Origin of the sequence: Nocardioides sp. JS614 (genome assembly GCF_000015265.1) — a bacterium.
Taxonomy (GTDB): domain Bacteria; phylum Actinomycetota; class Actinomycetes; order Propionibacteriales; family Nocardioidaceae; genus Nocardioides.
Genome location: NC_008699.1, coordinates 2,874,738 through 2,894,891, shown reverse-complemented (window position 1 = coordinate 2,894,891; position 20,154 = coordinate 2,874,738). Strand labels below are relative to the sequence as shown.

The window sequence follows — 20,154 nt, the reverse complement described above, 5'->3', positions numbered from 1 at the left end:
GGTCACCGGGTGAGGAAGGCGGGGGAGTCGAGGAACGTCGTGAGCAGCCGCGGCATGTTCCATTGCACGAGGCCGTGGTCGCGTGTGATCCGCTCCCGCGGGCCGACGTCGACGGCCAGGCAGCAGGCCTCCAGCAGCTGGGCGGTCGAGCGGCGGTGCAGGAGCACCTGCGAGAGGTGGTCGACCAGCAGGTCGAAGCGGATCGGGAACCTCGGCACCCACCACGCCGGCGGGTGGTACGCCGCGCCCTGGGTCGGCCACCACCGTCCGGCCAGGCTCAGGTGCACGTCCATCGACGCCAGCAGCCGGGACGGCGAGGCCCACGCCTCGTTGTCGATCGGCTGGCCGTCGGGCCGGGGCCAGTCGAAGGGCTTGGTGCCGATCCCGTCGACCTGCCAGAGCAGCGCGTTGGCGGCGTACCGGTCGCCGCCGTCGCCGTCCGGCGGTGCCGCGAGCCGGACGTCCAGCGCCCGGTACGACGCGACCAGGTCCTCGCCCGGGTCGCGCACCTTGGCGCCGACGGCACCGGTGAACGCGGCCGAGGCGACCAGGGCGCGGAGCACCGGCGCGATCGCGGTGTCGTGGTCCAGGTAGACCTGGGCGAGCTGCTCGACCAGCGCCTCCGGCGGGCGGTCGCTGACGAACTTCACGGCGAGCTTGCGGGCCAGCCGCCGCGCAGTGGCGGGGTGGCGGGCGAGGTAGCGGAGGTAGGCCTCGGTGACCGCGCGGCCGTCTGGGTCGGCGTTCGGGTGGCTGAAGTCGATGACCTGGACCGGGCCGGTCGCGTGCCACTTGCGGCGGTAGACCGGCTGGAAGGTGTTCCACATGTCGACGCTCCACCCCGTGAGGATCCGCGCCGACCCCTTGACGTCGTCCTCGTCGTAGGCGCCGCGCCCGACCGTGTGCAGCTCGAGGAGCTCGCGGCCGAGGTTCTCGTTCGGGTGCGCCTTCGCCGAGTCGACGTTGTCGAGACTGATCAGCATCGCCGGGTGGGTGATCGTCGCCTGCAGCAGGTCCTCGAAGCGGCCGAGCGCCGCGGCCCGGATCGCGTCGCCGTACTGCGTGCGCCAGAGGCCCTGGGCGTCGCCGTTGACCGGGACGTTGAAGTGGTTCTCCCAGAACTCGGTCATCACCTCGAGCAGCTGGCGGCGCGAACGCATCCGCCGCACCAGCACCCAGCGCTGGTAGTCGAACATCACCTCCCAGACGCCCTCGACCTCGTCGCGCTGGCGCTGCCACAGCTCGGTGGCACCCCGCGACAGGCTCGGCCACCAGTCCCGGACGCCGTCGGTGCCGGGATCGGCCACGGAGCCCGGGTCGAGCTGGGCGTCGAACCAGGACCGGGCGCCGCCGGCGGCGCGCACCTGGGCGGCGAGCGCCGGGGTGACGCCGTACGAGAACCGCCCGACCAGGTGCCGGGCCTGCGCGCCGAGCAGGCGATGGCCCCGGTAGCGGGCGGGGGCGTACGCCGAGCCGGCGTGCGCGGCGCCCGCTCCGGCGAGGACGGCGCCGGCGGCGGCGCCGGACGCCGCGCCCGAGACGAGGGCGCGGCGAGACGGCGAGGGCACGGTCCGAGACATGGGCGACCAGGCTACGGTGCGAACCCGCTGCGGCGGGAAGCTTCGGGGAATGTCGCGGTCGGGGCCGCGCCGGTAGAGTGCGGGGGCACCGGAACCCGATACCAGTGAGGACTCGACGCCCAGCTCATGGACGGCTCCCAAAGTCCCCGGCTCCCTCTGACCGGACTCAGCGCCGGAGCCAGGGGGAGCCGCCGCCCGCCTGACCCGGGCCACGTCCGGGGAGCGTGCCGATGACCGCCTGGCTGCTGCTGGCGGCGGCGCTGCTCCTCATCGTCGCCTGCGGCGTGTTCGTCGCGGCCGAGTTCTCCTTCGTCACCGTCGACCGCAGCCAGGTCGAGCGCGCCGCCGCGGCGGGGGACACCGGCGCGGGTGGCGTGCAGGCCGCGTTGCGCACGCTGTCCACCCAGCTCTCCGGAGCCCAGGTCGGCATCACCATCACCAACCTCGCCATCGGCTACCTCGCCGAGCCGGCGATCTCGGACCTGATCGACGGGCCCCTGCGCGGCCTCGGCACGCCGGAGCGTGCGATCACGCCGACGGCGATCGCGGTCGGCCTGACGCTCGGCACGATCCTCACGATGATCTTCGGCGAGCTGGTGCCCAAGAACCTGGCGCTCGCCAAGCCGATGGCCGTGGCCCGGGCGACCCAGCGCTTCCAACGCGGGTTCACGGCGCTGGCGCGCGGTCCCATCCGGGTGCTCAACGGCTCGGCCAACGCCGTCGTACGCCGGCTCGGCATCGAGCCCCAGGAGGAGCTGCGCTCGGCGCGCAGCTCCACGGAGCTCGCCTCGCTGATCCAGCGCTCGGCCGACCTCGGCACGCTCGACCTGGAGACCGCCGAGCTGATGGAGCGCTCGGTCGAGTTCGGCGCCCGCACCGCGGGCGAGATCATGACGCCGCGGGTGCGCTCGAGCAGCCTGGAGGCGAACGACCGGGCCAACGTGGTCATCGAGCTGACCCGGGAGACCGGGCACTCGCGGTTCCCGGTCCTGGACGCCGACGAGAACGTCGTCGGCACGGTGCACGTCAAGAACGCCGTCGCCCTGCCCGTCTACGAGCGCGCGACCACGAAGGTCAAGCACCTGATGGCCAAGCCGATCGTGGTCCCCGACTCGCTGCGCCTCGACCCGCTGCTGGCGCTGCTGCGCGGGGACGGCTTCCAGCTCGCGGTCGTGATGGACGAGTACGGCGGCTTCGCAGGCATCGTGACCCTGGAGGACGTCGTCGAGGAGATCGTCGGGGACATCGCCGACGAGCACGACCGGCTCAGCGCCAACGCACGGCTGCAGCGGGACGGGACCTGGTCGCTCTCCGGCCTGCTGCGCCCCGACGAGGTCGAGGACATCACCGGCGTCCTGCTGCCCGACCACGAGGACTACGACACGATCGCGGGGCTGGTCCTCCGGGTGCTCGGCCGGGTGCCCCGGGTCGGCGACCTCGCGGAGGTGAGCGTCCCCGACCGCTCCGACCCCGACGAGCCGCGCGAGCAGCTCGCCGTCCTCACCGTGGAGCGGATGGACGGGCTGCGGATCGACCGGCTGACGCTGCGGCTCCTCGACACCCCGATCGGGGGGGCGGAGTCGTGAACAGCCTGACCGCCATCGTGCTCGCCGTCTTCCTCCTGCTCGGCAACGCGTTCTTCGTGGGCGCGGAGTTCGCGTTGGTCTCCGCGCGCCGCACGCAGCTCGAGCCGCGCGCCGAGGCGGGCTCGCGGATGGCGCGGACCACGATCAAGGCGATGGAGAACATCTCCCTGGTGATCGGCGTCAACCAGCTCGGCATCACCGTCTGCTCGCTGGTGCTCGGTGCGGTCGGCGAGCCCGCGGTCGCCCACCTCGTGGAGCCGGTCCTGCACGCGGTGAACGTGCCGGAGGGCTTCGTGCACCCGGTGTCGTTCGTGCTCGCCCTGTCGCTGGTCGTCTACCTGCACGTGGTGCTGGGGGAGATGATCCCGAAGAACATCGCCCTGGCGGGGCCGGACCGGGCCGCGCTCGTGCTGGGCCCGCCGATCTGGGGGATCGTGACCGTGCTCCGGCCGGTCGTCGTGGTCATCAACGCGATCGCGGCCGGGGTGCTGCGCCTGATGGGTGCCCGGCTGACCAGCGAGGTGAGCTCGACGTACACCCGCGAGGAGGTCGCCGCGCTGGTCGAGCAGTCACGCGGCGAGGGCCTCCTCGAGGCCGACGAGTACGACCGCCTCGCCGGGGCGCTGGGGTTCACCGAGAAGACCGTCGGTGCCGTCCTGATGCCGCCGGACTCGCTCACCACGGTGCCGCGGGGCTCGACCGGCGCCGAGGTCGAGGCGCTGTGCGCGTCGACCGGCTTCAGCCGGTTCCCGGTCGTGGGGGAGGACGGCGGGCTGCTCGGCTACCTGCACATCAAGGACGTCCTCGAGCCGGACGAGGCCCGCCGGGCCCGGCCGGTCGAGGACAAGTGGATCCGGCCGTTCGCCCCGGTCAGCGCCGACGAGCCGCTGCACGGTGCCCTCGAGACCCTGCAGCGCCGGGGCGCGCACATGGCGCGGGTGGTCGACGGCGGCGGGCGGACCCTCGGGCTGGCCACCCTCGAGGACGTCATCGAGGAGCTCGTGGGCGAGATCCGCGACGCCGCGCACCTGGAGGACCACCTCTGACCGGGAGCGGCTGCCACCGATCCGGGGTCCCGGCCGATAGGCTTGGCGCGGCAGCACACCCCGGGAGAGCAGACAGGCGAGCAGTGGCGGACGACTCGACGCGCAACCGCGTGTGGACGCTTCCCAACCTGCTCAGCATGATCCGGCTGGCGGGCGTCCCGGTCTTCCTCTGGCTGGTGCTGGGCCCGGAGGCGGACGGCTGGGCACTGGCGCTGCTGGCGGTCTCCGGCATCACCGACTTCCTCGACGGCTACCTCGCGCGCCGGCTGGGGCAGACCTCGACGCTGGGCCAGGTGCTGGACCCGGTCGCCGACCGGCTCTACATCCTGGCCGTCGTCGTGGGCCTCGCGCTGCGCGACGTGATCCCCTGGTGGGCGGCGCTCTCGCTGCCGCTGCGCGACCTCCTGCTCTGGGGGCTGGTGCCGCTGCTGCGGACCCGTGGCTACAGCGCGCTGCCGGTGCACTTCCTGGGCAAGGCCGCGACCTTCAACCTGCTCTACGCCTTCCCGCTGCTGCTGCTCGGTGACGGCGACGGGACGGTCGCGACCCTCGCGAACGTGTTCGGCTGGGCGTTCGCCCTGTGGGGGATCGGGCTCTACTGGTGGGCCGGCATCCTCTACGCCTGGCAGGTGCGCACCCTGCTGGCCACCACCGAGAGGCGGACGGCGGCGGTCCCCGATGCCTGACTCCCGGACCACGACGGCCGACCGGGTCAGCACGCCGCTGCTGACGCTGATCACCCAGCAGTCCCTCGACGAGGACTACCGCCACGTCGCGGAGCGCCGCGCCGAGCAGGGGAGCACGCCGACCGGGCGGCGCCGCCTGGGAACCGCGACCGTGGTGGTCGCGGTCTTCGGCCTGCTGGTGACGGTCGCCGCCGTGCAGAACTCCCAGCGGGCCGGGGTGCAGAGCGCCAGCCGGGCGTCGCTGATCGCGAACATCGACCGCGGCCGGGCCGACCTGGCCGCCCTCCAGGAGCGCATCGTCGACCTCCGCGAGCTCGACGTCTCGCTGCAGGACAACCTCGACGACGTCACCGCCGCCGCGCAGGGTGCACAGGCCCGGGTGCAGCGGCTCGGAGCGGTCACCGGCTTCGGCGCCGTCACCGGCCCGGGCGTGCGCGTCACGGTCGACGACGGCGACCACTTCACGGTCCGCGACCGGGACCTGCGTCCGCTGGTCGACGGGCTGTGGAACGCCGGGGCCGAGGCGATCTCGATCAACGGCCAGCGGCTCACCGCACGGACGCCGATCCGCAACTCGGGCGCCGCGATCCACGTGAACTTCCGCCCGCTGTCGCCGCCGTACGTCGTGCTCGCCATCGGTGACCCGCGCACCCTCCAGGCCGACCTGATGGAGACGACGAGCGGCCTGACGTTCCGCGACACGGCCGCCCAGCTCGGCTTCCCCTGGAACATGGACAATGTGGATCGGCTCTCCCTCCCGGCGGCCCCGCAGCGACTGATCCAGCTGGACTGGGCCGTCGAGGGCACCGCCAAGGAGAACCTCGTCAAGCGTCGGAAGGACACCCCACCGTGATCGCCGCACTCGGGCTGCTGGTCGGGATCGTGCTGGGCGTGGTCTTCCAGCCGGACGTCCCCGCGGGCCTCGAGCCCTACCTGCCGATCGCCGTCGTGGCCGCGCTGGACGCCGTCTTCGGCGCCCTCCGGGCCTACCTGGACGGGATCTTCGACGACAAGGTGTTCGTGGTCTCCTTCGTCAGCAACGTGGTCATCGCGGCCGCGATCGTCTACCTCGGCGACAAGCTGGGCGTCGGCGGCCAGCTGTCGACCGGCGTGATCGTCGTGCTCGGGATCCGGATCTTCTCCAACGTCGCGGCGATCCGAAGGCACCTGTTCCATGCCTGAGGAGCAGCAGACCGGGCGGGACCGGCTGCTCCGCGCCCTGATCCGGCCCAGCCGCAGCCAGGCCGTGGTCGCGGTGCTGCTCGCGGTGCTCGGCTACGCCGCCGTCACCCAGGTCCGGTTCAACGAGGTCGACAACACCTACGGCAGCCTGCGCGAGCAGGACCTGATCGACGTGCTCAACGGCCTGGCCGGCACCAGCCAGCGCGCCGAGGCCGAGATCGCCCGGCTGCAGCGCACCCGCGACGACCTGCTCTCCGACACCGGCTCGCGCGAGGCGGCCCTCGCCCAGGCGCAGCAGGAGGCCGACACGCTCTCGATCCTCGCCGGGCTGGTCCCGGTGACCGGTCCCGGCATCCGGGTGACCGTGACCGAGGAGACCGGCACCGTGCAGGTGCAGACCCTGGTCGACAGCCTGCAGGAGCTGCGCACCGCCGGCGCCGAGGCGATCCAGGTCAACGGCCAGGTTCGGGTGGTCGCCGACACCGCCGTCGAGGACGTCCCCGGAGGGCTCCTGGTCGGGGGGCAGGTGGTCACCTCGCCGTACGTCATCGACGTGATCGGCGAGCCGCACACCCTTGCGAGCTCGGGCATCGACTTCCCCGACGGGCCGCGGGACCTCTTCGAGGACGACGGTGCGAGCGTGGTCGTCGACGAGCTCGCCTCCCTCGACATCGAGAGTGTGGTCAAACCCGCCAGACCGGAGTACGCCGAACCCGACGGGGCGCAGTAGCCTCACCGCAAGGGCGCCCGGGGCGCCCGATCCCGGCACCGATCCACCCGAGGAGACGCCTTGTACCCCGACGACTTGAAGTACACGACCGAGCACGAGTGGGTCCGCGAGCCCGGGGAGCACGAGGGCTCGGTCCGGATCGGGATCACCCACTACGCGCAGGACGCCCTGGGCGACATCGTCTACGTCTCCCTCCCGGAGCTCGGGTCGACCGTCGAGGCCGGCAGCACCTGCGGTGAGCTGGAGTCCACCAAGTCGGTGAGCGACGTCTACGCGCCGGTCTCCGGCGAGGTGGTGGCCCGCAACGACGCGCTGGACGCGACGCCGGAGCTGGTGAACAACGACCCGTACGGCGGCGGCTGGCTCTTCGAGGTGGTCCCGAGCGACCGCGCCGGGCTGGACGGGCTGCTGGACGCCACGGCGTACCAGGCCTCGCTCGACGCCTGACCGGTCCCGATCGGGCTTGATCGGGCAGGCCGGGCTGATAGGTTCGGTCCCAACCGTCAACCTCAACCCGGCCTTGAGGGTTTGCCCCCGACCGAAGGACAGACCGATGCCGTTCTGCACAGCGTGTGGCACGCAGAACCCCGACGACGCGCGCTTCTGCTCCCAGTGCGGCACCCGCCTGGTGACGGCGGCGCCCGCGACCCCTGCTGCGACCAACGAGCCGTCGGGGGAGTCGACCGCGACGATCGCGATCGGGCTCGGCGCGGACAAGGTCGAGACCTCCGACCGCCAGCTCAACGCGGTCGACGCGGCCGCCGTGGACGCGCTCCCGGCCGGCCATGCGCTGCTGGTGGTGCAGCGCGGCCCGGGGGCCGGCAGCCGCTTCCTGCTGGACGCCGACGTCGTCAACGCCGGCCGGCATCCCGACAGCGAGATCTTCCTGGACGACGTCACCGTCTCCCGCCGGCACGCCGAGTTCCACCGGTCCGGCGAGTCGTTCACGGTGAGCGACGTCGGGAGCCTCAACGGCACCTACGTCAACCGCGACCGGATCGACCGGGTCCAGCTGACCGACGGCGACGAGGTCCAGATCGGCAAGTACCGCCTGGTGTTCTTCTCCGGGCACGCGGCCAGGTGACCCGGGCCGTGTCCACCGCCTCGGGGGCGTCCTCGGCCGCGCGGGCGCGGATGAACATCGGGCAGGTCCTCGACCAGCTGCGCCCCGACTTCCCCGGCATCACCATCCCGAAGATCCGCTTCCTCGAGGACAAGGGCCTGATCAAGCCCGAGCGGACGCCGGCCGGGTACCGGAAGTTCTCCCACGCCGACGTCGAGCGGCTGCGCTACGTGCTGCGGATGCAGCGCGACCACTACCTGCCGCTGAAGGTGATCGGCGAGCACCTGGACGCGATCGACCGCGGCCTGGAGCCGCCGCCGATCGACCCCGTGGTGCCGACGGTGCCGCGGGTCGCCCTCGCCGCCGACGGCCTGCCCAGCCCGGCCTCGTTCACCCGCCGGGACAACGTGCGGCTCTCGCGGCGCGAGCTGGTGAAGATCGCCGAGATCACCGACGACCTGCTCGACCAGCTCGAGCAGTTCGGGCTGATCGCCGCGCACCGCGGCACCGGCCACTACGACACCGACGCGCTGGTCATCGCGCAGACCGCGCGGGAGCTGGCCGACTTCGGCTTCGAGCCCCGGCACCTGCGCGCCTTCAAGACCGCCGCCGACCGCGAGGTGGGCCTGGTCGAGCAGGTCGTCGCCCCCCAGAAGCGAGGCCGCGACGCCGCGGCCGCCGCGCGCGCCGAGGAGACCGTCAGCGAGATCGCCGCCCTCTCGGTCCGCCTGCACGCCACCTTGGTGAAGAGCGGGCTGCGCTCCACCTGAGGGTGGGGTGGGGGGTCGGTTTCCCCGGGTACCCGGGGAAACCGGAACTGTTGGCCCGAAACTTCGGCCGAGAAGTTCCGGTTTTGGCCGAGAAGTACGGCGGGTGCGGGCCCCCGAGCCATCGGGTCGGCTGTCGCGCCGGGGGTACTGTGGAGTGGTGCGCGAAGTCGATGTCATGGGAGTCAGGGTGGAGATGCCCTCGAACCAGCCGATCGTGCTGCTGCGCGAGGTCTCGGGCGAGCGCTACCTCCCCATCTGGATCGGTGCGGTGGAGGCGACGGCGATCGCCTTCGCCCAGCAGGGAGTGGTCCCGCCCCGGCCGCTGACGCACGACCTGATGAAGGACGTGCTCGAGGCCACCGGCAACGAGCTGACCGAGGTGCAGATCACCGACGTCAAGGACGGGGTGTTCTTCGCGACCCTCGTGTTCGGCTCCGGGGCCGAGGTCAGTGCGCGCCCGTCGGACTCGATCGCGCTCGCGCTGCGCACCGGCACCCGGATCGTCTGCGCGGAGGAGGTGCTCGACGAGGCCGGCCTCGCCGTACCCGCCGAGCAGGAGGACGAGGTCGAGAAGTTCCGCGAGTTCCTCGACCAGGTCACCCCCGAGGACTTCGACGCCCCGACCGAGCCCTGAGCGCACCGATGGCGCGCACCTGGCGGCGTTGCCGTCGGGTCGAACCACTGTCGTTTGGTCCCCAACAGCAGAGATCCGGCGCTGCCCATTGCAGTTGGTGACCAAACGACAACCGGGATCGCCACCGGATCCCTCACCCTCAACCAGAGGTTGAGGGTCGCGACACGCCGCCGGCGTCTTTGACGGGTCTCCGGCGGGGGCCTACCTTGAAGTGTCTCTGTTGTAACTTCCACGCTGTGGTGCCCCGCACATCGGGTCGCGCGGCACCTTCCCCCGGGGGTTACGCACAACGGAGTAGCCACGGAGGACCGTGTGAACGAGAACGAGCAGCAGTCGGACCACGCCGAGGTGCAGCGCGCCGCCCACGCGGCCGAGGAGCAGGGCCTCCTCTTCACCGACGACGTCTCCCCGCTGCCCAGCGACACCGGCTACCGCGGCCCGACCGCGTGCAACGCCGCCGGCATCTCCTACCGTCAGCTCGACTACTGGGCCCGCACCGGCCTGATCGAGCCCACCGTGCGCGGCGCCAAGGGCTCGGGCTCCCAGCGGCTCTACTCCTTCCAGGACATCTTGCTGCTCAAGGTCGTCAAGCGGCTGCTCGACGCGGGCATCTCGCTGCAGCAGATCCGCACCGCGGTCCAGCACCTGCGCGAGCGGGGCACCGACGACCTGACCCGGGTCACGCTGATGAGCGACGGCGTCTCGGTCTACGAGTGCACCAGCAACGACGAGATCATCGACCTGCTCCAGGGCGGCCAGGGCGTCTTCGGCATCGCGATCGGCGGCGTCTGGCAGGAGATCGAGGGGACCCTCGCCGAGCTGCCCAGCGAGCGCACCGCCGAGCCCGAGGCCGCGCCGTCGCCCGGCGACGAGCTCGCCGCCCGGCGCGCCGCCCGCAAGACCGGCTGACTGGCGGCATCTCGGCCACCGACTTGGTAGATTGGGTGCGCTGACACTCCCGCACGGGAGAGTCCCCGGGCCCGGCCCGGGGCGCCGAAGGGGCAATTCCTCCCCGGAACCTCTCAGGCCTCAGGACCGTGCGGGTCAGGCACTCTGGAGCACCACCCGGCGGCGCGACAGAGGGGGAGGCACCCGAACGCCCTTCGAGGAGCCCCCATGTCAGACCACCACCCTCTCGCCGACCTCGACGACGCGCTGCCGTTCGTCGACCGCCACATCGGGCTGCGCCCCGGCGACGTCGAGACGATGCTCGCCCGGCTCGGCTTCGACTCGCTCGACGCGCTGATGGCCGCGGCGGTGCCCGGCGGCATCCGGGCCGCCGACGAGCTGGACCTGCCGGCCCCGCTGAGCGAGGAGGCCACGGCGCGCGAGCTGCGGGCGATCGCCCAGGCCAACCGTCCGGGGGAGGCGATGATCGGGCTCGGCTACCACGCCACGACGACCCCGCCGGTGATCCGGCGCAACGTGCTCGAGGACCCGAGCTGGTACACCGCCTACACCCCCTACCAGCCCGAGATCTCCCAGGGCCGGCTCGAGGCGCTGCTGAACTTCCAGACCGTCGTCGGCGACCTCACCGGGCTGCCGATCGCCAACGCCTCGCTGCTCGACGAGGGCACGGCCGCGGCGGAGGCGATGACGCTGGTGCGCCGCGCCCATCGGAACGCTGTCGGGCCGTTCGTGGTCGACGCCGACGCGCTGCCACAGTCCATCGAGGTGGTCCGCACCCGCGCCGCGGGGCTGGGCATCGACGTCGTGGTCGCCGACCTGACCGACGGCCTGCCGGCGGACGTGCTCGAGGGCGGGCTGTGCGGCGTGCTCGTGCAGTACCCCGGCGCGTCCGGCCGGGTGCTGGACCCCAGGCGCGTGATCGAGCAGGCCCACGAGCAGGATGCGCTCGCCGTCGTGGCCGCCGACCTGCTCGCCCTCACCCTGCTCGAGTCGCCCGGCGAGCTCGGGGCCGACGTGGTGGTCGGCTCGAGCCAGCGGTTCGGCGTCCCGCTGTTCTACGGCGGCCCGCATGCCGGGTTCATGTCGGTGGCCGCCGGCCTGGAGCGGCACCTGCCCGGCCGCCTGGTCGGCGTCTCGGTGGACGCCGAGGGGCGCCCGGCGTACCGGCTCGCCCTCCAGACCCGCGAGCAGCACATCCGCCGGGACAAGGCGACCTCCAACATCTGCACCGCCCAGGTGCTGCTCGCGGTGGTGGCGTCGATGTACGCCGTCTACCACGGGCCGGAGGGCCTGCGCGCGATCGCGACCCGCGCGCACCGCTACGCCGCGGTCCTCGCCGCGGCGCTCGGCCAGGGCGGGTTCCCGGTACGCCACGAGAGCTACTTCGACACCCTCGTCGTGCAGGCGACCGGCCGGGCCGCCGCGGTCGTCGCAGCGGCCCGGGCGCTCGGCGTGCAGCTGCGGCTGGTCGACGCCGACCACGTGGGCATCAGCACCTCCGAGTGCACGACCCGGTCCACGGTCGCCAGCGTGCTCAAGGCGTTCGGCCTGGCGACCGGCCCGGCCGACGGCTCGGTCGACCTGGACGCGGTGGACGCCGCGACCGGCGACGCCCTGCCGGAGGCCCTGCGCCGGACCACGCCGTACCTGACCCACGAGGTGTTCACCAGCTATCACAGCGAGACCGCGATGCTGCGCTACCTGCGCCGGCTCTCGGCGCGCGACTACGCGCTGGATCGTGGCATGATCCCGCTCGGCTCCTGCACGATGAAGCTCAACGCCACCACCGAGATGGAGCCGATCTCGCTGCCCGGGTTCGCCGACCTGCACCCGTTCGCGCCCGCCGAGGACGCCCAGGGCTACCGGCAGCTGGTCACCGAGCTCGAGGGCTGGCTCGCGGAGGTCACCGGCTACGACTCCGTCTCGATCCAGCCGAACGCCGGCTCCCAGGGCGAGCTCGCCGGCCTGCTCGCGATCCGCGGCTACCACCGTGCCAACGGCGACGAGGCCCGCAACGTGGTGCTGATCCCGTCCTCCGCGCACGGCACGAACGCCGCCTCGGCGGTGCTCGCGGGGATGCGGGTCGTGGTCGTGAAGTCGGGGCCGGGCGGCGAGGTCGACCTCGACGACCTGCGCGCTCAGTGTGCCGCCCACGCGGACGACCTCGCGGCGATCATGGTGACCTACCCGTCGACGCACGGCGCGTACGAGGAGACCATCACGGAGCTGTGCGAGATCGTGCACGCCCACGGCGGGCAGGTGTACGTCGACGGCGCGAACCTGAACGCCCTGCTGGGCTACGCCAAGCCCGGCGAGTTCGGCGGCGACGTCTCGCACCTGAACCTGCACAAGACCTTCTGCATCCCGCACGGCGGCGGCGGTCCCGGGGTGGGGCCGGTCGCGGTGCGCGCCCACCTGGCGCCGTACCTGCCCTCGCACGGGATGCACCCGGACGAGACCAAGCGCACCGGCATCGGCCCGGTCAGCGCCGCGCCGTACGGCTCGGCGGGGATCCTGCCGATCTCGTGGGCCTACATCCGGCTGATGGGCGCGGCCGGCCTGACCCGGGCCACCGCGGCCGCCGTGCTGTCGGCGAACTACGTCGCCGCCCGGCTCGGCGAGCACTACCCGGTGCTCTACCGCGGCCACGGCGGGCTGGTCGCGCACGAGTGCATCCTGGACCTGCGCGGCCTGACGAAGGAGAGCGGCGTCACCGTCGACGACGTCGCCAAGCGGCTGATCGACTACGGCTTCCACGCCCCGACGATGTCCTTCCCGGTCGCCGGCACGCTGATGGTCGAGCCGACGGAGTCCGAGGACCTCGGCGAGATCGACCGGTTCATCGACGCGATGATCGCGATCCGCGGCGAGATCGACCGGGTCGGCGCGGGGGAGTGGACCCCCGAGGACTCGCCGCTGCGCGGGGCGCCGCACACCTCGCGCGCGCTCGTCGGCGAGTGGGACCGTCCGTACTCCCGTGAGCTCGCGGTCTTCCCGACCGGCCTCACCGGCCCCAACGGCGTGGCCGACAAGTACTGGCCGCCGGTGGCGCGGATCGACCAGGCGTACGGCGACCGGCACCTGGTCTGCTCCTGCCCGCCTGTGGAAGCCTTCGCCGAGTGACGGTCACCGACGCGACGGCCCGACGGCTGCTGGCGCGCCTCGCGCGGGCAGTCGACCGGGCGGCTGCCGTCGGTGGTGGCCGGGTTGGTGCGCGACGGCGAGCCGGTGTGGTTCGGCTCGTACGGCGGCCCCGCGGTCCCGGATCACGACCCGGCGGACGTGCAGTACCGGATCGGGTCGATCACCAAGACGATGACCGCCGTGCTCGTCCTCCAGCTGGTCCGCGACGGCCGGCTCGGCCTGGACGAGCCCGCGTCGGCGGTGCTCGACGAGAACGCCGGCCACCCGTATGCCGACCGCACGCTGCGCACCCTGCTCGCGCACGGCTCCGGGATGCAGTCCGAGCCGGTGGGCTCGTGGTGGGAGCGCACGCCGGGATCCTCGTTCGCCGAGCTGATGGCCGCCAACGACGGGTCCGGCGCGGTGTTCGGGGTCCACGAGCGGTTCCACTACTCCAACCTGGGCTACGCCGTCCTCGGCGAGGTCGCCGCCCGGGCGCTCGGGACCACCTGGTGGGACGCCGTCCGCGACCGGATCCTGGCGCCGCTGGGGATGGCGCGCACGTCGTACCTCCCCGAGGGCGCCGCGGCGCAGGGCTGGTCGGTCCATCCCTACGACGCCACGCTGCTGGCCGAGCCGGCCACCGACAACGGCGCGATGGCCCCGGCCGGGCAGGTGTGGGCGACGGTCACCGACCTCGCGACGTACGCCGCGTTCCTGGCCGGCGGCCACCCCGACGTGCTCTCCGTCGCCGAGCTCGACCGGGCCTTCGCGCCCCAGGCCGGCAGCCCGGAGGACGGGCTGCGTTCGGCGCACGGGCTCGGCTTCCAGCTGTTCGCGGGCGGCTCGGGCACGCTGGCCGGGCACACCGGCTCGATGCCCGGTTTCCTCGCGACCTGCCTGGTCGACCGGCGGCGGCGCACCGGTGGCGTCGTCCTCGCGAACGCGACGACCGGGTTCTCGCCGGCCGAGGCCGTGATCGGGCTCCTGGAGGAGCTCGAGCGCTGCGAACCGTCCCTGCCCGAGCCGTGGCGGCCCGCCGAGAGCGTCCCGGCCGAGCTCGCCGGCGTCCCGGGCGTCTGGCACTGGGGCAACACGCCGGTGGTGTTCACGATGGCCGGCAGCGAGCTGGTGGCACTGCGCAACGGCGTCGAGGCCTACCGGTTCGGCCTGCGCGCCGGCCGGGTGGTCGGGCTGTCCGGCTACCACGCCGGCGAGGAGCTGCGGGTCGTGCGTCGATCCGATGGGTCGATCCGCTACCTGGAGGCCGCGACCTTCGTCTACACGCGGGAGCCCTACGACCCGGAGGCCCCCATCCCTGGGGGCGCTCCGGGTCGCTAGTGCCGCTGCTGTGCCGCTGTCTCGGGCCGACGGTCAGACCGTGGACTCCTTGGTGACCTGCAGGTCGTAGACGAACGCCGGGCCGCACTCCAGCGGTGCACTCGCACCCTTCCAGCTCAGGGTCAGGTCGGTGGCGAGGCGCTTGTGGAAGCCGTCGATCGTGATGTGCTGGCCGGCGTCGTCGTGCTCCTCGTGCACCGCGATCCGGTCACCGACCTTGCGCGCGGTGCCCTCGACCACCGCGCGGCTGCCGGCGACCTTGAGGACGCCGCGGACGTTGCGGCCGTCGCGGAAGTCGCGGTCCGTGTCCCGGCTGCCGCCGACCTGGTGGCCGTCATCGCCGATGACGACCTGGATGGTGTTCCGGACGGTGTCGTTCTCGTAGAGGCTGGTGTAGACGTCTCGGCCCTTGATGGTGCCGGTGCACTCGATGACGATCCCGCGCTCACGGGTGGTGGTCGGCTCGCCCGCGGTCGCCGGAGCGGCCAGGCCGACCAGGCCGGAGGTCGCGACGACGGCCAGGGTGCCGGTGATCAGCCCGAAGGCGGGCGAGTTGGTGCGCATGGGAGTTCCTTGCTTCGGAGGGGTGGGTCGTGGTTCGGACACGGGGGATACGCCCCACCTCGCGATCCGGTTGCATGCGACCTCGGTCACTTCGGGAAGGCCCCTCGGCCCTGTCGGGCGGCACACGCACCGGCAACGATGGAGACAGCAAGGACCGAGGAGGTCGCGATGAGCATGTCCGTCGTCGAGCACCAGGCCTACCGCCGTGCGTGGTTCTCGTTGCTGCTGTACCCGCTGTCCTTCGCCGCGGCCTTCGCCGTCGGCGAGGGGCTGGTCTCCCTCTACGGCTACCCGACGAGCGGACCGGAGTCCACGCCGTTGTGGGCGGTGCTGGCCGCGGGCGGACCGGCGCTGCTGGTGTTCGCGGTGCCTGCGGTGGTCGCGTGGGTGTTCGCGGCCCGGGCCGGCCACGAGGACGTGCACCGGGTCCGGCTCCCGGCGTACCTCGCGACCGCGCTGGCCGCGGCGTTCGTGCTCGTCAACCTGCTGTCCTACGTCGTCGGCCGCGTCGCGGGATGATGGTGGGCGTGGCCCACATCGAGATCGAGCGGACCTACGCGCCGCCGGCCGGCGCCGTCGTGCCCGACCTCTCGGTGCTCACCGGTGTCGCGGACGCCGCGGAGCCGGACCAGGTCCTGCTGGTTGCGGAGTACTACGACACCGCGGACCTCGACCTGACACGGGCCGGGGTGTCGTTGCGCCGGCGTGCCGGTGGCGCCGACGAGGGCTGGCACCTGAAGCTGCCGGCGCGGGTGGGTCGGCTCGAGGTGCATCTGCCGCTCGGTTCCGCGACCGGCAGCCCGCCGGCGGAGCTCGGACGGATCGTGCTCGGCTGGACCCGACGCGCCACCCTGGAGCCGGTCGCGACCATCGAGACGCGGCGCACGACCCGGTCCCTGCGGAGCGCCGAGGGGACCGTCCTGGCCGAGCTCGCCGACGACGAGGTCGTCGGCACCCGCGCGGACGGCGGCCGCGAGTCGTGGCGGGAGTGGGAGCTCGAGCTGGTGACCGGCGACGGGGACCTGCTCGACGCGGCTGAGGCGCTGTTCGCCGGCGTCGGCGCGGCACCGGCGGCGAACTCCCGGAAGATCGCCCGGGTGCTGGGGGACCGGGTGCCTCCGGCGGTACGGCGGCGGCGGCCCAAGCCGGGCAAGCCCGTCGCCCGGCTGGCCCACGCCTACCTGGCCGCGCAGGTCGACGACCTGGCCCGCCGTGACGTGGAGGTCCGGCGCGGGGAGCCCGGGGGGATCCACCACGCGCGGATCGCATGCCGTCGGCTGCGCTCCGCGCTGGCGACGTTCCGGCCGGTGCTCGACCGCGAGCGCACCGACCCGGTCCGCGACGAGATCCGGTGGCTGGCCACGACCCTCGGCGACGCACGCGATGCCACGGTCGTCGGTCAGCGGCTCGGTGCGCTGCTGGCCGACGAGCCGCCCGAGCTCGTCGACGACGCGGTCGGGCGGCGGGTCGAGGCGACGTACGGCGGACGTCCGGAGGTCCCGGCGTCGCTGCTGTCCGACCGCTACCTCGACCTGCGGCGGGTCCTGGACGACCTCGTCGCCGATCCGCCCTGGACCGAGGAGGCGGCCCGGCCCGCGCGCGAGGTCGTGACCCGGCTGGTGCGCAAGGACTGGAAGCGGCTGCGCCGGCGCTGGGCGGCGGCTGCCGAGGCCGAGGACCTGGACGTGGCCCTGCACCAGGTACGGAAGGCCGCGAAGCGGCTGCGGTACGCCGCCGAGGCGGTGCAGCCGGTCGCCGGGAAGAAGGCGAAGCGGCTGGGCGCTGCCGCCAAGGGCCTGACCGCCCACCTCGGGGAGCGCCAGGACACGGTCGCGACCCGGGTCCACCTGCGCCGGCTGGCCGATGCGGCCGCGGCGGGCGGTGAGCCGACGTTCGCCTACGGCCGCCTGCACGCCCGGGAGCAGGGGCGCGCCGCGGAGCTGGATGCGAGGAACGCGAGCGTGTGGAACAGGCTCAGCGCGCCTGCGAGACGCTGGACATGTTGAAGTCCGGCACCCGCAGCGCCGGCATCGCCGTGCGCGAGAAGTAGTCGTCACCCCACTCGCGGCTGAACGCCGGCAGCGTCGCCGAGGCGCGCGTGAACCGGTTGAGCAGGTCGACGGGGCTCTCGTTGAACCGGAAGTTGTTGACCGCGCCGGTGATCTCACCGCCCTCGACGAGGTAGACGCCGTCGCGGGTGAGGCCGGTCAGCAACAGCGTCTGCGGGTCGACCTCGCGGATGTACCACAGGCACGTCAGGAGCAGGCCGCGATCGGTGCCGGCCACGAGGTCCTCGATCGAGCCCGCGGCGCCGTCGACGGCGAGCACGAGGTTGTCGATCGCCGGGGTCACCGGCTGGGCGGTCATCGCCGCCGAGTGGCGGGTCTGCAGCAGCGCCGTCAGTCGCCCGTCGCGGATCCAGTCGGTGCGCCGCAGCGGCAGGCCGTTGTCGAAGACCGACGACTCGTTGTCCGAGCTCGCGGCCAGCGCGAACGGCTCGCACTCCAGGCCGGGCTGCGCCGGGTCGGAGTAGAGGTGGACGCCGGGTCGGGCGACGAGGTCGCCGATCCGGGTGCCGCCACCGCGCCGGCTGTAGACCGACTGGCCCTCGAAGGCGGTGCGCGCGCCGGCGTACCAGTAGGCGTCGATCATCAGGTCGGCCACCGCGGTCGGCGGCAGGATCGTGTCGTAGCGTCCGGCCGGGAGGTCGACCTGCCGCTCCGCCCAGCCCAGCCGGCGGGTCAGCGCCTCGTCGAGGGCCAGCGGGTCGACGTCGGTGAAGTCGCGGGTGGCGGCGCCGACCCAGGCGCTGCGGGTGAGGTCGGCGCTCTTGGCGGTGCAGGCGACGTGGCCGGTCGGCTGCACGTGGCGCAGCCGCAGGCCGGTCGTCGAGCCGAGGTACGTCGTGGTCGACTCGTGGTTGACGAAGCCGTAGAGCACCCGGCCCGCGCCGGCGGCCCGGCGGAACGCCTCGCCGAGGGCGGGCGCGACCTCGTCGTACACGTGGATGTCGGTCGGCACCGGGGCCTCGTCCCAGTCCGGCGACACCGCGTCGCGGACCAGGTCGTTGGCGTCCTCGGCCGGAGCAGCCGCCCGGGCCGCGGCGTCCGCGGCGTCGACCAGCGCGGTCACGCCGGCCTGCGTGGTGACGGTCCCGGTCATCGAACCGGTCGCCACGCCCGCGGCGGTCCGGACGAACGAGATCACGGTGACGTCGACCCCGGACATCACGCCGTTGGTCGTGAGCGTGTTGTTGGCCCAGCGCAGGTTGGCGCTGGTCCGGTCGCGCACGATCACGACGCAGTCGTCGGCGATCGACGTCGCGACCGCGTGCTCGACGAACGACTGGGGGGTGATCGGGATGCTCATCAGTGGCCGGCCTCGTCGGTGGTGTTGAGGATGCGGACGTCGCGGAACAGTGCGGTGGGGCAGCCGTGGCTGACGCTGGCGACCTGCCCGGGCTGGGCCTTGCCGCAGTTGAACGCACCGCCGAGGACCCAGGTCTCGGGGCCGCCGACGGCCTCCATGGACCCCCAGAACTCGGTGGTGGTCGCCTGGTACGCCGCGTCCCGGACCTGGCCGACCAGCTCGCCTTCGGCGATCTTGTAGAAGCGCTGCCCGGTGAACTGGAAGTTGAAGCGCTGCATGTCGATGCTCCAGGACTTGTCGCCCACGACGTAGAGCCCGCGCTCGACCCGGCCGATCAGCTCCTCGGTGGACGGTCCGTCCGCGGCCGGCAGCAGCGAGACGTTCGCCATCCGCTGGATCGGGATGTGGCCCGGGGAGTCGGCGTACGCGCAGCCGTTGGAGCGGCCCCCCGGGAAGTCGGGCCCGGCGAGGCCCGGGTGCATCCGGCCCATCGCCCGGTCCAGCTGGTAGCCGACCAGCACCCCGTCCCGGACGATGTCCCAGCGCTGCGTCTCGACGCCCTCGTCGTCGTACCCGATCGTGGCCAGGCCGTGGGGATGCGTGCGGTCGCCGGTCACGTTCATCACCGGGGAGCCGTACTGCAGCGTGCCGAGCAGGTCCGGTGTCGCGAACGAGGTGCCCGCGTAGTTGGCTTCGTAGCCGAGCGCGCGGTCCAGCTCGGTCGCGTGCCCGATCGACTCGTGGATGGTCAGCCACAGGTTCGAGGGGTGGATCACCAGGTCGTAGCCGCCGGCCTCGACGCTGGGCGCCTTGAGCTTCTCGGCGAGCAGCTCGGGCACCTCCTCGATCTCGGCGTCCCAGTCCCAGCTGTCGGTGCCGCCGGCCCCCTTGTCCAGGTACTCCCAGCCGCGGCCGACGGGTGGAGCGATGCTGGCCATCGAGTCGAACGCGTCCGCGCCGGTGCCCATCGCCTCGAAGCCGGGGTGCAGCCGGACCCGCTGCTGGGTCGTGCGGGTGCCGGCCAGGTCCGCGTAGTACTTGTTCTCCTGGACCTGCAGCAGGTGGGCCGAGGCGTGGTCGACGGCCGCACCGCGGCGCAGCCGGTCGGTCCAGTCGATGAGCAGGTCGGCCTTCTCCCGCACCGGCACGTCGAGCGGGTTGACGAGGTACGACGAGATCCAGGTGGCGTCGGCGTGCACGGGCTCGTCGGCCAGCTCGACCGGGCGGCTCGTCATCTTCGCCGCCACCCGGGCGACGGCGACCGCGGTCTCGGCCACCTGGACCGCCTCGTCGGCGGTGAGGACCACGCCGGACGCGAATCCCCACGCGCCGCCGTGGATGACCCGGACCGCGAACCCGAGGTCCTCGGTGTCGTTCGCCCCCTGCAGCGCGCCGTCGCGGACCAGGAGCGTCTGGTAGCGCACCCGTTCGAACCGGAAGTCCGCGTGGCTCGCGCCCAAGGCCTGGGCTCGGGCCAGCGCGGCGTCGCCGAGCGACCGGTAGGGGAGTGCGGTGAACGATGGATCGAGGACCGGCCCGCTCATGCCCGCGAACCTACCGGACGTCGAGGC

General features: G+C 73.1%; 19 protein-coding genes and 1 riboswitch. Of the genes, 15 read left to right on the top strand and 4 right to left on the bottom strand.

The genetic code is table 11. The features are described from left to right. Positions 1-2: 2 nt before the first annotated feature. Positions 3-1,580: a DUF1800 domain-containing protein gene (locus NOCA_RS15265; RefSeq protein WP_049774369.1), complete on the bottom strand. Its 1,578-nt coding sequence runs from the start codon at positions 1,578-1,580 to the stop codon at positions 3-5. Positions 1,581-1,810: 230 nt separating this feature from the next. On the opposite strand from NOCA_RS15265, the gene NOCA_RS15260 reads away from it, so the two are divergent. The 13 genes from NOCA_RS15260 (at position 1,811) to NOCA_RS15200 (ending at position 14,650) form a co-directional block, all read left to right on the top strand. After that, positions 1,811-3,166, top strand: coding sequence for a hemolysin family protein (locus tag NOCA_RS15260; RefSeq protein ID WP_011756163.1), 1,356 nt, complete (start codon positions 1,811-1,813; stop codon positions 3,164-3,166). Beyond that, entirely contained in the window at positions 3,163-4,212 is a 1,050-nt protein-coding gene (locus NOCA_RS15255) for a hemolysin family protein (RefSeq protein WP_011756162.1), read from the top strand. Before NOCA_RS15260 ends, NOCA_RS15255 begins: the two co-directional genes overlap by 4 nt. A gap of 83 nt (positions 4,213-4,295) precedes the next feature. Next, positions 4,296-4,898: a CDP-alcohol phosphatidyltransferase family protein gene (locus NOCA_RS15250; RefSeq protein WP_011756161.1), complete on the top strand. Its 603-nt coding sequence runs from the start codon at positions 4,296-4,298 to the stop codon at positions 4,896-4,898. Next, positions 4,891-5,751, top strand: a complete 861-nt coding sequence (locus NOCA_RS15245; protein ID WP_011756160.1) for a DUF881 domain-containing protein — start codon at positions 4,891-4,893, stop codon at positions 5,749-5,751. The genes NOCA_RS15250 and NOCA_RS15245 overlap by 8 nt, the downstream gene beginning before the upstream one ends. Continuing rightward, entirely contained in the window at positions 5,748-6,080 is a 333-nt protein-coding gene (locus NOCA_RS15240; protein ID WP_011756159.1) for a small basic family protein, read from the top strand. Before NOCA_RS15245 ends, NOCA_RS15240 begins: the two co-directional genes overlap by 4 nt. Further along, positions 6,073-6,810 carry a DUF881 domain-containing protein gene (locus tag NOCA_RS15235; protein ID WP_011756158.1) on the top strand — a complete coding sequence of 246 codons (738 nt, stop codon included), beginning with the start codon at positions 6,073-6,075 and terminating at the stop codon, positions 6,808-6,810. The genes NOCA_RS15240 and NOCA_RS15235 overlap by 8 nt, the downstream gene beginning before the upstream one ends. A 60-nt stretch (positions 6,811-6,870) precedes the next feature. Continuing rightward, positions 6,871-7,257, top strand: coding sequence for a glycine cleavage system protein GcvH (gcvH, locus tag NOCA_RS15230; protein WP_011756157.1), 387 nt, complete (start codon positions 6,871-6,873; stop codon positions 7,255-7,257). A 106-nt stretch (positions 7,258-7,363) separates the two neighbouring features. Next, the gene (locus NOCA_RS15225) at positions 7,364-7,894 is read left to right on the top strand and encodes an FHA domain-containing protein (protein ID WP_011756156.1); all 531 of its coding nucleotides are present in this window, start codon (positions 7,364-7,366) and stop codon (positions 7,892-7,894) included. An 8-nt stretch (positions 7,895-7,902) separates the two neighbouring features. Next, positions 7,903-8,643, top strand: coding sequence for a transcriptional regulator FtsR (gene ftsR / locus NOCA_RS15220; protein ID WP_011756155.1), 741 nt, complete (start codon positions 7,903-7,905; stop codon positions 8,641-8,643). A 157-nt stretch (positions 8,644-8,800) separates the two neighbouring features. Then, positions 8,801-9,277, top strand: a complete 477-nt coding sequence (locus NOCA_RS15215) for a bifunctional nuclease family protein (RefSeq protein WP_041546569.1) — start codon at positions 8,801-8,803, stop codon at positions 9,275-9,277. Between the two features lie 312 nt (positions 9,278-9,589). Further along, positions 9,590-10,186, top strand: a complete 597-nt coding sequence (locus NOCA_RS15210; protein WP_011756153.1) for a MerR family transcriptional regulator — start codon at positions 9,590-9,592, stop codon at positions 10,184-10,186. A gap of 44 nt (positions 10,187-10,230) precedes the next feature. Next, positions 10,231-10,325: riboswitch (glycine riboswitch) on the top strand. Positions 10,326-10,393: 68 nt separating this feature from the next. Further along, positions 10,394-13,309 (top strand): aminomethyl-transferring glycine dehydrogenase, encoded by a 2,916-nt coding sequence (gcvP, locus tag NOCA_RS15205; RefSeq protein ID WP_011756152.1) that lies wholly within the window; start codon positions 10,394-10,396, stop codon positions 13,307-13,309. Positions 13,310-13,381: 72 nt separating this feature from the next. Then, the gene (locus NOCA_RS15200) at positions 13,382-14,650 is read left to right on the top strand and encodes a serine hydrolase domain-containing protein (RefSeq protein ID WP_049774368.1); all 1,269 of its coding nucleotides are present in this window, start codon (positions 13,382-13,384) and stop codon (positions 14,648-14,650) included. Between the two features lie 33 nt (positions 14,651-14,683). Here NOCA_RS15200 and NOCA_RS15195 read toward each other — a convergent pair whose 3' ends face one another. Beyond that, on the bottom strand, positions 14,684-15,214 hold the full coding sequence (locus tag NOCA_RS15195) for a hypothetical protein (protein ID WP_011756150.1): 531 nt from the start codon (positions 15,212-15,214) through the stop codon (positions 14,684-14,686). Positions 15,215-15,382: 168 nt separating this feature from the next. On the opposite strand from NOCA_RS15195, the gene NOCA_RS27600 reads away from it, so the two are divergent. Further along, positions 15,383-15,733, top strand: a complete 351-nt coding sequence (locus NOCA_RS27600; protein WP_011756149.1) for a hypothetical protein — start codon at positions 15,383-15,385, stop codon at positions 15,731-15,733. An 8-nt stretch (positions 15,734-15,741) separates the two neighbouring features. Then, positions 15,742-17,220, top strand: coding sequence for a CYTH and CHAD domain-containing protein (locus NOCA_RS15185; RefSeq protein ID WP_011756148.1), 1,479 nt, complete (start codon positions 15,742-15,744; stop codon positions 17,218-17,220). On the opposite strand, the gene NOCA_RS15180 is transcribed toward NOCA_RS15185, so the two are convergent. After that, on the bottom strand, positions 17,189-18,583 hold the full coding sequence (locus NOCA_RS15180) for a metallopeptidase TldD-related protein (RefSeq protein WP_011756147.1): 1,395 nt from the start codon (positions 18,581-18,583) through the stop codon (positions 17,189-17,191). The genes NOCA_RS15185 and NOCA_RS15180 overlap by 32 nt on opposite strands. Then, positions 18,583-20,127 carry a TldD/PmbA family protein gene (locus NOCA_RS15175; protein WP_011756146.1) on the bottom strand — a complete coding sequence of 515 codons (1,545 nt, stop codon included), beginning with the start codon at positions 20,125-20,127 and terminating at the stop codon, positions 18,583-18,585. The genes NOCA_RS15180 and NOCA_RS15175 overlap by 1 nt, the downstream gene beginning before the upstream one ends. Positions 20,128-20,154: the final 27 nt, after the last annotated feature.

What these genes read in the sequence shown, in the direction of transcription:
- gcvP (WP_011756152.1), top strand. Translation starts at nt 10,394, where the DNA reads ATGTCAGACCACCACCCTCTCGCCGACCTCGACGACGCGCTGCCGTTC.
- NOCA_RS15225 (WP_011756156.1), top strand. Translation starts at nt 7,364, where the DNA reads ATGCCGTTCTGCACAGCGTGTGGCACGCAGAACCCCGACGACGCGCGC.
- NOCA_RS27600 (WP_011756149.1), top strand. Translation starts at nt 15,383, where the DNA reads ATGAGCATGTCCGTCGTCGAGCACCAGGCCTACCGCCGTGCGTGGTTC.
- NOCA_RS15260 (WP_011756163.1), top strand. Translation starts at nt 1,811, where the DNA reads ATGACCGCCTGGCTGCTGCTGGCGGCGGCGCTGCTCCTCATCGTCGCC.
- NOCA_RS15245 (WP_011756160.1), top strand. Translation starts at nt 4,891, where the DNA reads ATGCCTGACTCCCGGACCACGACGGCCGACCGGGTCAGCACGCCGCTG.
- NOCA_RS15195 (WP_011756150.1), bottom strand. Translation starts at nt 15,214, where the DNA reads ATGCGCACCAACTCGCCCGCCTTCGGGCTGATCACCGGCACCCTGGCC.
- NOCA_RS15265 (WP_049774369.1), bottom strand. Translation starts at nt 1,580, where the DNA reads ATGTCTCGGACCGTGCCCTCGCCGTCTCGCCGCGCCCTCGTCTCGGGC.
- NOCA_RS15180 (WP_011756147.1), bottom strand. Translation starts at nt 18,583, where the DNA reads ATGAGCATCCCGATCACCCCCCAGTCGTTCGTCGAGCACGCGGTCGCG.
- NOCA_RS15235 (WP_011756158.1), top strand. Translation starts at nt 6,073, where the DNA reads ATGCCTGAGGAGCAGCAGACCGGGCGGGACCGGCTGCTCCGCGCCCTG.
- NOCA_RS15175 (WP_011756146.1), bottom strand. Translation starts at nt 20,127, where the DNA reads ATGAGCGGGCCGGTCCTCGATCCATCGTTCACCGCACTCCCCTACCGG.